The following is a 12,385-nucleotide window of genomic DNA, read 5'->3' on the forward strand; positions in this document are numbered from 1 at the left end:
AGCATCAGCCGGCCCATGTGACCAGCCACATCGCGCCGACCAGCAAGACCTGGCCGACGATCACATACACCGCGAAGTGACGACCGCCGCTGACCCCGGCCACCACGCACTTGCTCAGCGCGTTGCAACTGACCGCGAGCAACACCGGGATCGATGCGGCCTCCAGGGACAGCTGGCCGCTGGTGGCCAGGGCCGCGATCGAGGCGATGGACGCGTGGGCATCGGCAAAGCCACTCAGGGTGGCAGTCAATATCACGCCGACCTGGCCGAAGTGATGGAGCATCAGCGACGACAAGAAGGTAATGCCGGTCAGGGTCACGACCATGATCAGCGCCAGCTTGAGGTCGAATGCGCCGCCCACCTTGATGGTTTGGCTGGCCGCCGCCGTCGGCGCGTGCCACATCAGGCACGCACCATACAACGCGGTGGTGGCAAACCCGGCGAGCAGCGGCCAGGCCATCTGCGACAGCAGTGCCGGTTCCACGGTGCCGAGGATCAGCGCCACCTGGGCCACCGTCGCAATATTCGAGAAAATGGCCGCCGCCGCGAGGATGCGCAGGTGCTCCGGCTCTTTGGCGACCATCTGGCCCATGGCGGCAACGGTCACGGTACTGGAGGCGAACCCCGAAGCAATGGCGCTCACGACGTAGCCATAACGTGGCCCCAGCGCGCGCACCGCCACGTGCCCCACCGCGCCGACCGCCATCAGCAACACCGTCAACGTGCAGATGGTGCGCGGGTTCAGCGCGCCGTAGGGGCCGATATAGCGATCCGGCGCCAACGGCAGGACCACCAGCGCAACGACCAACAGCAACAGGCCGTCGCGCATTTCCACATCGGTCAATTGACTGCGGGCAAAGTTGTGCAACTTGTCGCGATAGGCCAGCAGGCCGGCCACCACCACGCCGACGGCCGTGGCCTGTTCGGGAGCGACCCCACACCAGGCGCCCAATAGCAGCACCGTGAGCAACGCCACTTCACTGGTGATCCCCGGGTCGTTGTCCCGGCTCTTCCAGTAAGCGGTACTGACGATCACGGCCAGGCACCCCGCGATCAGGCCCAGCAACAGGCCACCGCCGACTTGCTGCGAGACGTAGCCCAATAACGCGGTAATCGAATAGGTGCGCAAACCGGCAAACGCGCGCAACTCACCCTGGCCCTTGTGGCGTTCGCGCTCAAGGCCGATCAGCATGCCGATGCCCAGCGCCGCGGCGGCACCGGCCAGCCCGAGGGTTTGCGTCATTTACAGGCGCCTTCAGGGCGTGATCGCGACCTTCATGACACCGTCGCGCTGATGGGCAAACAGCTCATAGGCAGCCTCGATATCGTCGAGCTTGAAACGGTGCGTCACCAGGGGCGACAGATCCACCCCGCCGCTGGCCACCACGGCCAGCAAACGGCGCATGCGTTCCTTGCCGCCAGGGCACAGGGTCGACACGATGCTGTAATCCCCCAAGCCCGCGCTGAACGCGTCGTAGGGAATGTGCAGGTCGCTGGAATAGACCCCCAGGCTGGAGACCCGCCCTCCCGGACGCAGCACGCGCAATGCCGACTCGAACGTACCCTGGGTGCCCAGGGCCTCGATCGCCACATCAACCCCACGGCCGTCGGTGATGGTCATGATCTGCTCGACCACATTGCCTTTCTTGAAGTCGACGATATGGGTGGCGCCCAGGCTGCGGCCGACGTTCATGCGCTCGCTGACGCCATCGACACCGATAATCATCGACGCGCCTTTGAGCCGGGCGCCCGCCACCGCGCACAGGCCGATCGGCCCGAGGGCGAAGACCGCGACGGTGTCGCCGATGGTCACCTCACCGCGCTCGGCGCCGGAAAAGCCGGTGGACATGATGTCCGGGCACATGAGCACTTGTTCGTCGCTCAGCCCATCGGGGATCGGGCACAGGTTGGCCAGCGCATCGGGGACCAGTACGTATTCGGCCTGGCAGCCGTCGATGGTATTGCCGAACTTCCAGCCGCCGGCCGCGCGAAAGCCATGCCGGGTGTCGGGGCCGTCCTGGGAGCCGCAGCCGCACAGGCAGGCATAACTCTGCCCGCTGGGCGTGATGGCGCCGGCGATCACCCGCTGCCCCTCAACGAAACCGCGCACCTGGGAGCCCAGCCGCTCGATCACGCCCACCGGTTCATGGCCCACGGTCAGCCCTTTGGCCACCGGGTACTCACCGCGCAGGATATGCACGTCGGTGCCGCAGATGGTCGTGGTGGTGATACGCACCAACGCGTCCAGCGGGCCGACTTCGGGGATGGGTTTGTCGTCGAGGACGATGCGGTTTTTTTCAACGAAGACAGCTGCTCTCATGGTTGCCACGGCGTGATCTCCTGCGTCTGGAAAAGCCTGAATGACATCCAGACTGCACCGCGATGACAACACGGGGGTTGATCATTATCAACAATCCTCTGATTGATCGAGACACCCGGCCGGATGTCGCTGAGCGTGCGCTGGCTCAAGGCGACTTGATGCAAGTCAAACCGGCGCCGGCGCCCGGCGCCATGATCTAGAGTAAGTATCATTGCCCGATGCTATCTGCTGGTTACCCAAGGGAGATTGCCCATGTCTGCTCAAGCACGTTTCTTACTGCTGGTTTCGCCACTGATGGAACACAGCCCCGCCTTCGACCGGGCCGCCGCCCTGGCCAAGGCTGAAGGCGCCGCGCTGCACATCCTCGCCTTCGATTACCTGGAAGGCCTGGCTACCGCCGGCCTGGTCAACGAGCAGGCGCTGGAACAGATGCGAATTGGCTATGTAGAGCGCCATCACCAGTGGCTGGAGGATCAGGCCAGGCCTTTGCGCAACCTCGGCCTGACCGTCACCACCGAAGTGGCGTGGGTGGAGCGCCCGCTGCAGGAAATTCTGATTCGTCTTAAGGAAGAGCCCATGGCCGTGGTGATCAAGGCGCTGGAGCATGAGTCCCTGTTGTCGCGCTTGTTGTTTACGCCGCTGGACGTCCACCTGATTCGCGAATGCCCGGTGCCACTGCATTTTGTCAGCGGTGCGCCCCATGCGTTACCGCGCAAGATCGTCGCGGCCGTCGACCCGTTCCATCACGACGAGCACTACGACAGCCTTAACGACCGCATCCTGCATGAAGCCGTCAAACTGGCGACAGCCTGTGATGCCGAGGTCGAGGTGATTTATGCCCATGACCTGTCCGATCTCGGCGCTCAGGAGTATGGATTCGGCAGCGGTGCCGGGTTCTTCTCTTCGGTGGCCGCCAAACGGCTGTTCGACGAACAGGGGCAGGCCTTCAATGACTTGGCCGCGCGCAACGGTATTCCGCCGGCGCAGCGCCATATGATTTTGGGTAACCCGGCGAAAGTGCTGTCCAGCTATGCCGATGCCTACAACGTCGATGTGATCGTCATGGGCCGGGTCGGTCATCGCGGCCTATCGCGCCTGCTCGGCAGTACCGCCGAAATGCTGCTGTACAAAATGCCTTGCAGCGTGTGGATGGTTAAACCGGAAGTGCTCGACTGAGCGCGGCAACGTATGCACACCCTCGCTGCACACTCGCAGCGAGGGGCATGTCAAAGGCATTCATTAGGGTGGCATAGCGAGGCTTATTGCACTCAAAAGCGATCAGCGGTTCAAATATATAAACCTTGCACCTATCTTTCTCCAATGTTTGGATGTTAAGTGAGAGGAATGTATATGTGTATGTGCAAGAGGCTTTTGTGATGAAGTCAACTCCAATTCTTGTACAAGTCCAACATTTAAAAACAACCTGCGCGAGCTGCAGCGTTTTAGAGTTGTGTTTACCCCTGGGTTTGACCGAGATCGAAGTGGGTCGCCTGGACACATTGATTCCACAACGCGTCAAAGTCAAAAAAGGTGCTTCGCTGTATCGCACCGCTGATCCGTTACGCTCGCTTTACGCCGTGCGTACCGGATTCTTCAAGACCTGCATACTGTCCATGGATGGTCGCGAGCAAGTCACCGGGTTCCAGATGGCCGGGGAAATGCTCGGCCTCGACGCCATCAGTGCCGACACCCATGCCTGCAACGCGATTGCGCTGGAAGACAGCGAAGTGTGCCCTCTGCACTTCAACCAACTGGAGCGACTGGCCGGTCAAATACCGTCGTTGCAACATAACTTGAACAAAATCATGAGCCGCGAAATTGTGCGTGATCACGGCATGTTATTGCAGATGGGTAATATGAACGCCGATGAGCGGCTTTGTGCATTTGTATTGAATATATCAATGCGTATGAGTACGCGTGGTTATTCATCGCGATCTTTTATATTACGCATGAGACGAGAAGAGATCGGCTCTTATCTGGGCCTGCGCCTGGAGACGGTGTGCCGCAGCATTGCGCAGTTACGCAAACTGGGCCTGGTGCATATCAGCGCACGCAATGTCGAGATTCTCGACCTGGCGAAACTCAAGACGTTCATATCCGGCTGTCATCGGCATGGTCCCGAGTAACAGGGCCTCATCTGATCCAAATCAGCTTTATCTGTCGGCAAAGGCGTAGAACCGAAGCAACAGGGGGCCGCTCCTGTCGCCCCCAAACCTCGGAGCTCACACCATGCTTACCGTCGAAGAGCACAACAGACAAGCCGCCATCGCCTATAAAACAAGCCCGGAACCGCACTGGATCGATAAGCTCAATGACGGCCGCCATGTGCTGGTGCGCCCGCTGAGAATCGAAGACCGGGATCGCGAATATAACTTCATCAAGAGCTTGTCTCGCGAGTCCCGGCACGCGCGCTTCCTCGGCGAAATCAACGAGCCCGGCAAGACCCTGCTCGATCAATTGATGGATGTCGACAATCAGCAACGCGTGGCGTTTATTGCCCTGGTGCATGACAACGGCAAACTGATCGAAATCGGCGTTGCGCGCTATGCCGCGGCCAAAGAGCACGAATGCGAATGCGCGGTCACCGTGGCGGACCCTTGGCAGCACCTGGGACTTGGGCACATTTTGATGCAACACCTGATGACCGCGGCGAAAGCAAATAACTTCACGTCGATGTACACCGTGGATGAAGCGAGCAACACCCCGTTGCGTGAGTTGACCAACGCGTTGGGCTTCCACACCGTCACCAATCCGGATGACGCTACCCAAGTGATCAGCAGCGTGAAGCTCTGAGTAGCACTGCACGGTAAAAGGGCGGCGCGCCGCCCTTGCCTTCCATACACTCGTTTGAGTGTATTCATACCGAACCGAAAACGTCTGTTGCGCGAACGCCTGTAAGCAGGGTGAACCGCACCTGCGCCTGGTACTGCGCAATACCGGGTAACGGTGTTTTGGCTGAACGAAGGAATCAAGACCGCTTCTGTCGCTACACAAGGTTAATGCCACGGGCACTGCCCCCCTGGCGTCATCTCGTAACCTCAGGCGACAGACCTCATGACCAGTGTTTCCACGCACATCACCGCACAACCCCAGCCATTCGCCCTATCCCACCTGCCACTCGCCAGACACAAACGCGAAGCCCCTGCCCCCACCGAGTCGGCAGGCGACGCTCGTACCGAAGGCGATCGCGCATTGGCGGCCGAATACAGTACTGCGTTGCTGCTGGCGGCCAATCGCGCGAGCAATATCAACATCCGCCCGATACCTGCCGATTCCTCATTCGGTCGGTGGTGGGGGCAGTTGCGTACCGCCTTTCGATCACCCGACGTCGTTCAGTGGATGCGTGACAAAGGTATTAATGCTGAGTCGATAACACTCAAGCCGGAATCGGGAACGATCACCTTCAAGCTCAAGCCTTCGGTTGATCCCGAGCAGAAACTGCATACCGTCGGGCAAGACGACAGGCGCTGGGGCGCGATCAGCGGCCCCATCCTCCAGGCCGCACGTGTGATCAACGCGGGGCACGAGGATACGGCCTTCACGCCGCCGGCAAGTGATCTCAGTGAATCCGCACCTTGGTTTATGGTGGGGCGGTTTTATCAAGAGCGGCAAGACCTTACAGGGCCGGCGATGCGCAGGCGCGCTGAAGAGCTCGACCGGGACCAAGGTTTTTCACCTCTCGACCCGAGCAGCGCGGCAGGCTTGATTGAATCGCGTAGCGCGGACGCGCTCCAAAAACAGGAAGCCACGGTGGGCGATGTGCTGAATCGGTATGAGGCCATCAACGAGCTGCGGCACCTGGCAAAGTCCGTGGACATCCGCAATCCCGAGCAAATCCCGGGCGAATTGAAGAGGCGGACGCTCTCTCTGTCTTCCCCGAGTACCTACCAACCCATCAGTGCTAGCCAATCGAACAGGGTCAGCCTCGTGCAATTCCTGGAAGATCATGGCTGGCATATTCCCACCCATCACGAACAGCTGGAGAACCTCGCAACCGCCCTCTCAACCCCGGCGCCCAAGATGCCAGCGCACGGTAACCTCGGCGGAGCGCTGGCTTGGCCTGTGCCGCTGGATCAGGGAGACCTGCAACAGCTGAAGGCAGATATTGGTACGGGCAAAATTGGCGATATTGACTTAGGACCGTCAAAAAATGTCTTGGACTACCTGCTGAGCGGCAGGACAATTTCCGCGGCGGAACAGAGTAACCCGCGACGGCTGATCGATACCTGGATCACATCGCCCAGAGGCAAGGCGCTGGGTGAGGCCATTCAAACTGCGTTCGAGACGCGGGGTGTCAAAGGCAGTGCTTCTGACTGGCTGCTCACGGCCCTGAACAGCGAAAGCGCCAGCGTCTCTGGCGACGACGTCGATCACCAAGCCCCTGGTCAAATTGAAGGCTATCAGCTGGTCTCGGCGGAGAACTCGGGCAAATCACCGTCGACGGTTGTCAAGGAGCTGGAGGATCACCTGGTCGCCAAAGGTAAAGCCTCATCCCCGGAAAAAGCCACGATTCAGGCTCACCTGTTACTGGCCAGCCGGGCACCGGAATTCCTGATCAAGGACATCCCGGAAGGCGTCGTCGTGGGCACCCACAGCTGGGTCAGTCTTGCCACGGCGGTTGCCCGAATCGAAGCGAAAGCGCCAGGAAACACGGCGTCGATGAGCTACGCCGACGCTATGCTCGAAGCCAGCGTTGCGCCGATCTCTGACGACGAACGCACTGTCGAATATGTCGCCCAGACCGACGCAATCAAACACTGGAGCGTTGCCAACGGTATGGATTACCCGTCGACGGATGCCTCAATGACGACTGCCCGCGAGGCCTACAGCGCGCAGATTCGAGAGTTGAGAGAGGCTGCGCAAACGCACATCGGGCAAATGCCGACGACGAGGGGCATTGCACTGGAACAGTTAAAAGTAGCGCTGCCTCACGTCGACCCGGAACTGTTCGAAGAAAAAACTATCACCCTGCAGCCTTCCAACCGGCACTTCCCCGGGCCTTACTCGATACTGGACATGTATATCGATGGTCGAGGACTCAAAGGCGCACCGGACTCAGCGGATAATTGGGGGGAAGCGGGCCGTGGTTTCGTGAACCTACTGACATTTGGCGGCGTCACTCTGCGGCCGGACGGTCGTCCCAGCGCATGGGTGTCCTCCTCGGACGGGTTCAGCATTAGCGATGTGCTGGAACGGCTTAACGAACTACCGCGCCCGACGGAGATATTCAACGAGACGTTCTCGGATTACTCCAGTGCCGTCAAAAAAACGACCGCCGCGCAGCTCAAGCACCTTATTTCGAAACAGCCGCTGGAGGATCGGCAGAATCTGGAGTTTGGCAAAATAACAATCCGCAAAGAAATGTCGTTCCACCGCGCCGATCAGCCCAGGCGTGTTTCAGACGGTGTTCTGCTGGTCGAGACCGAGCGCAATGGCCAGCGCATGAGCTATGAAATCGACCGACTAAAAGGGACGGTAACCAAGCTGCCGGACAAGACTTATCGGGACTATGAGCCGACGGTTCATTCTATAAAAGCAGGCAAACGTTTTGATGAGGTAAAACCCGCAGGTCACTATGCAGCGGGGATAACCCATGAAAACAAAGATGCACAAGGCGCACCCAATAGTTTCAGTAGCGCTAGAACCCAATACATCGTTGATGCATTGGTAGAGGATATCAACTTGCCTGCGGTGGAGAAGTACGCCAAGGGCAGAACCACCTTTGACTCTGAAGTACCGCTGCATGAGACCGTTGAGGAGATCGCGCTCAACCTGATCCCGTTACGGTCAGCCATTGTTAATTTTACCAACGGCAATGTTGGTGGGGGCGTTGTCGATCTTGCCTTCGATATCTTTGGTTTCGCCGTCGGCTTGGGAGCCGCGGCAAAAGGCGCGAAAGTCGCGGCGGCCGGCGCATCGACAGTTGCCAAGGTTGGTCAGGTCGCCAAGATTATAGGGCGCGCGACCGTGGGCGCACTCAATCCATTGGACGGGGTTGCCGACCTGGTTCGCGGCGTGGCGAACGGCCTGCATCAAGGCGTCAGCACAGCGATCAAGGGGGTCAAACATCTGCGCGGCTCTTACCGAGGTGTCGATCTACTTGAATTGGCGAAAAAAACCGATGTCGCCGAAGGCACACTCAAAACAGCTAATGGCACACGCGAAAGCAAAGCGCTGGGCAAATTCGATGAGGCGACCAATAAGTGGTACGCCTACGATCCGCTCACGAAGCAGGCATACGGCAGGCCGTTGGACAATTTCAGCGTTGACACGCCGAGGTTGAATGACCCCAATAGCCTGCACTCGATCGGCAGTAATGATGTGGTGAAGACCGCCAGTCAGCAGCACGGCGTGGCAGCAACCGGCAGATTCACCGTGGGGCAAGAGACGGTCGAAGGTAACGTGGTTTTGTTTCAAGGTAATTGGCATCGCTACGACGCGATCAATAAACGTGCCTTCGGCCCGCCGCTGACGGATTTCAAACCGAGCCGGGTCGCGGCCAATGGCGATGTGAGGTCGATGGACGCCGATTTGTTGGGCTATGAGGTCAAGTACATTGCGCCCCAAGAGTTATCGACAAAAGGCTTACAGTCCAATGTGTACGTGGGTCGCAGTAAAAAAGAATATGTAAAAATCGATGGTAAGTTTTATGAGTCACACCTCAAGGATGGCCAGCGAGTTATCCGGCATCCGGCGCGCACGGGGCCTGACCTACCGGTCAGGGATCTGGGGCTTTCCGGATGGGAACCGCTCTCCAGAACCGACCGCCTCCTGGGGGGCGCGGGCGGCAACCCCTGGAACCCCGGAGAAAATACCTACTTAATCCCGCTGGACGATATCCACCTGACGGGAAACCCGACACACCCCTATTCGCTGAACCACAAGGGCGTAGAACATGATGTCACCTTCAACATCTATGCCGGTACGTGGAAATCCAGCAACCTCAAACCAGCAAGCGGTGCCCAAGATCAGGATTACTTCTGGAGGAGTGGCAAAGGAAAATGGCAACGGGGAACGTTTAGTGAGTTTAAACACGCAAAAAAAGTCGATGCCCGCGCGTTTAAATATGTTGATGTTTCCCCTCCGACAATTTTACGGGTTCCAAAAGATGCTCACCCTATCCCCAAACAGATTCACTATTTTTGGGCCGGCAGTGACATTCCGCCGAACCTGATAGAAAACATCGCCAACAACTCCGCCAATGCACCTGGGTATAAATCCATTATCCATGTAGATGCGGACAGCCCGGCGATGTTTGAAAAAATCAAAAGCAAATTGCACACTCAAGCGCCTGGCCTAAGCGTCATGAATCTGCACGAGGACGATTTTTTCAAACAATTGAAAGACACTGAAATGTACAACTATTTTCGACAGGGGCAAGGTAAAAATCTCGCCGCCACTTCGGATGTCGCCCGTTACCCACTGATGAATAAATACGGAGGCATTTACCTCGACACCGATGATGCGATTCCAGTCAATATTGGCGCTACCGCATTGAAGGCGGGCTCCAGCGACATTCTGCTTAACAGACCCGTCGCCCATACTATTACGGACTACAAACCCTTCTACAACACCAGTAACTTTGCGACGCAGCCTGGCAATCCGGTTATTAACGATATGATCGCGGAGATGAACAAGCGATTTTCCGCTAACAAAGCTTACTTTGAAAGCAACCGCCCCACCGTCACCAGAGGCCCCGGAGGGGAAATCCAATACACCTCTGAATTTCGCACCTACGAAAGTAAGATTTTCGAGACGGTAGGCCCAACAATGTTTGATGACGTGCTCCAGTCAAAAAGACCTGACATGTACCATCTGGGCCTCGATGGGTTGGCTAAAGAATCGAAGATTGTCGACGGTAAGCTGGTCTCATCCGGACCGATAGTCGATATTGAACGTGAAGCGCGCCAATATTATGCGAGCAAGGGTATTACTCCGCCGGACCTGCTGGGTAATCAGATAAAAAAGATGAAGGAGCACTACCTATCACTTCTTCACCAACTCCAGATAAAGATTGGCGCCGAACACTCCTGGATAGGAACATGATCAACTAATGCTCATACCGGCAGCCGGCCAACGCTGGCAAGGTATGAACAATCAGTCTTGATGTTCACCGCTGCCAGGGTCCGCGGCGTCATCCGGTTCCTTGAGCGGCACTTCTGCATCATCCATCAGCGACCCCGGGTCTTCGTTGCCGGGGTCGTTGAGGTCTTCTTCCGAATCTTTTGACATGACCGTCTCCTCTGATCGCCTTGACATAGCGTAGCTCTTTTGAAGAACGCGGCCTGCGTCAAGATGAGGCCCTGCGCGGGTCGTTAAAGTTCCGGTGAATCCCTGGCCGGGCATTCAGAGACGTTCAAGTTCGCGTATGCACCGTTGTAGTGCGCGCGCCGTTCCCTGGTGGCGAGCAAACGCGCTCGCCACCAGGGAATAGAGACGCTTTGCCGGTTTCGGCACAGGCATTGCTTAATCCATTCATCGTTCACCCGCCATGCCCGGATACAGGAGCATTCGTTACCCCCCGACCCAGAGCCGACCCCATAAGAAAGTAAGGACCTGGCCCGATGGCACCCTGCGCCACGGGCTCATAAAAAATGCGTTTTTCAAAGCGGCAGTGCCCCCCCGCGCTTCCCTCGGCACTGACAAGGTACTGGAATGGCTCGATCTTTCTTTGATGAAATGAATGACGCACACGGTGTATGCCGCGCGCACTATCAGGAATTCTCCCGCTGGCTGGCCAATACACCGCCAGAACTGCTGGACCAGCGTCGCCGCGAAGCCGACCTGTTGTTCCACCGCGCCGGGATCACCTTCACCTTGTATGGCGACGAGCAGGACACCGAGCGCCTGATCCCCTTCGACATCATCCCGCGCAGCATCCCTGCCAGTGAATGGAGCATCATCGAGCGTGGCTGTATCCAGCGCGTCACTGCGCTGAACATGTTCCTTGCCGATATCTACCACGACCAGCGCATCATCAAGGCCGGGATCGTTCCGGCGGACCAGGTGCTGGGCAACGAGGGTTACCAGAAGGCGATGGTCGGCCTCGATCTGCACCGCGACATCTACTCGCATATTTCCGGGGTGGACCTGGTGCGCGATGGCGACGGCACCTACTACGTGCTCGAAGACAACCTGCGCACGCCCAGCGGTGTGAGCTATATGCTCGAAGACCGCAAGATGATGATGCGCCTGTTCCCCGAAGTGTTCGCCAAACAGCGCATCGCGCCAGTGGACCACTACCCCAACCTGCTGCTCAAAACCCTGAAAAGCGCCAGCCGCCTGGACAACCCCAATGTGGTGGTGCTGACGCCGGGGCGCTTTAACAGCGCATTTTTCGAGCATGCGTTCCTGGCCCGGGAAATGGGCGTGGAGTTGGTGGAAGGCGCCGACCTGTTCGTGCAGGATCTCAAGGTGTTCATGCGTACCACCGACGGCCCCAAGGCCGTGGACGTGATCTACCGCCGTATCGACGACGCGTTCCTCGACCCGCTGGCGTTCAACCCGGAATCGATGCTCGGCGTGCCCGGCCTGGTCGCGGCCTACTGCGCCGGCAACGTGGTGCTGGCCAACGCCATCGGCACCGGCGTCGCGGACGACAAGTCGATCTACCCCTACGTGCCGGAAATGATCCGTTTCTACCTGGACGAAGAACCGGTCCTGCAAAACGTGCCGACGTTTCAGTGCCGCAAGCCGGATGAGCTGTCCCATGTGCTGGCCCACCTGCCGGAACTGGTGGTCAAGGAAACCCAGGGCTCCGGCGGCTATGGCATGTTGGTCGGCCCCGCGTCCTCGGCGGCGGAGATAGAGGACTTCCGCCAACGCATCAAGGCGCGTCCCCACGCCTATATCGCCCAACCGACCCTGAGCCTGTCCACCTGCCCGACATTTGTCGAAAACGGCATCGCCCCCCGGCATATCGACCTGCGCCCGTTCGTGCTGTCGGGCAAGGAGACCCGCCTGGTACCCGGTGGCCTCACGCGCGTGGCGTTGCGCGAAGGGTCGTTGATCGTCAACTCGTCGCAAGGCGGCGGAACCAAGGACACCTGGGTGGTGGAGGGCTGA

At 58.6% G+C, this 12,385-nt stretch carries 8 protein-coding genes; 5 read left to right on the forward strand and 3 right to left on the reverse strand.

All coding sequences use genetic code 11. The features are described 5' to 3' along the window. Positions 1-4 precede the first annotated feature (4 nt). Both MOQ67_RS16890 and MOQ67_RS16895 read right to left on the reverse strand, forming a co-directional pair. Positions 5-1,243, reverse strand: a complete 1,239-nt coding sequence (locus MOQ67_RS16890) for an MgtC/SapB family protein (protein WP_198717904.1) — start codon at positions 1,241-1,243, stop codon at positions 5-7. Positions 1,244-1,255: 12 nt separating this feature from the next. After that, the gene (locus tag MOQ67_RS16895) at positions 1,256-2,329 is read right to left on the reverse strand and encodes an NAD(P)-dependent alcohol dehydrogenase (protein ID WP_156176538.1); all 1,074 of its coding nucleotides are present in this window, start codon (positions 2,327-2,329) and stop codon (positions 1,256-1,258) included. A gap of 243 nt (positions 2,330-2,572) precedes the next feature. Here MOQ67_RS16895 and MOQ67_RS16900 point away from each other — a divergent pair, with 243 nt between their 5' ends. From MOQ67_RS16900 to MOQ67_RS16915, 4 genes are all read left to right on the forward strand, one after another. Further along, complete coding sequence (locus MOQ67_RS16900; protein ID WP_046484182.1) at positions 2,573-3,496, forward strand: universal stress protein; 924 nt, start codon at positions 2,573-2,575, stop codon at positions 3,494-3,496. A gap of 200 nt (positions 3,497-3,696) precedes the next feature. Next, positions 3,697-4,446: a helix-turn-helix domain-containing protein gene (locus MOQ67_RS16905; RefSeq protein ID WP_046484252.1), complete on the forward strand. Its 750-nt coding sequence runs from the start codon at positions 3,697-3,699 to the stop codon at positions 4,444-4,446. 103 nt (positions 4,447-4,549) lie between these two features. After that, a complete protein-coding gene (locus MOQ67_RS16910) occupies positions 4,550-5,113 on the forward strand; it encodes a GNAT family N-acetyltransferase (RefSeq protein ID WP_046383356.1) in 564 nt (187 codons plus the stop codon). A 261-nt stretch (positions 5,114-5,374) separates the two neighbouring features. Further along, entirely contained in the window at positions 5,375-10,366 is a 4,992-nt protein-coding gene (locus MOQ67_RS16915; RefSeq protein ID WP_198717905.1) for a glycosyltransferase family 32 protein, read from the forward strand. 51 nt (positions 10,367-10,417) lie between these two features. On the opposite strand, the gene MOQ67_RS16920 is transcribed toward MOQ67_RS16915, so the two are convergent. After that, positions 10,418-10,552 (reverse strand): hypothetical protein, encoded by a 135-nt coding sequence (locus MOQ67_RS16920; RefSeq protein ID WP_256350977.1) that lies wholly within the window; start codon positions 10,550-10,552, stop codon positions 10,418-10,420. A gap of 423 nt (positions 10,553-10,975) precedes the next feature. On the opposite strand from MOQ67_RS16920, the gene MOQ67_RS16925 reads away from it, so the two are divergent. Continuing rightward, positions 10,976-12,385, forward strand: coding sequence for a circularly permuted type 2 ATP-grasp protein (locus tag MOQ67_RS16925; RefSeq protein ID WP_169883531.1), 1,410 nt, complete (start codon positions 10,976-10,978; stop codon positions 12,383-12,385).

The organism is Pseudomonas sp. LY-1 (assembly GCF_053502595.1).

Bases quoted from the DNA above. Each gene is read 5' to 3' on its own strand.
- MOQ67_RS16920 (WP_256350977.1), bottom strand. From the start codon at position 10,552: ATGTCAAAAGATTCGGAAGAAGACCTCAACGACCCCGGCAACGAAGAC.
- MOQ67_RS16905 (WP_046484252.1), top strand. From the start codon at position 3,697: ATGAAGTCAACTCCAATTCTTGTACAAGTCCAACATTTAAAAACAACC.
- MOQ67_RS16900 (WP_046484182.1), top strand. From the start codon at position 2,573: ATGTCTGCTCAAGCACGTTTCTTACTGCTGGTTTCGCCACTGATGGAA.
- MOQ67_RS16910 (WP_046383356.1), top strand. From the start codon at position 4,550: ATGCTTACCGTCGAAGAGCACAACAGACAAGCCGCCATCGCCTATAAA.
- MOQ67_RS16915 (WP_198717905.1), top strand. From the start codon at position 5,375: ATGACCAGTGTTTCCACGCACATCACCGCACAACCCCAGCCATTCGCC.
- MOQ67_RS16890 (WP_198717904.1), bottom strand. From the start codon at position 1,243: ATGACGCAAACCCTCGGGCTGGCCGGTGCCGCCGCGGCGCTGGGCATC.
- MOQ67_RS16925 (WP_169883531.1), top strand. From the start codon at position 10,976: ATGGCTCGATCTTTCTTTGATGAAATGAATGACGCACACGGTGTATGC.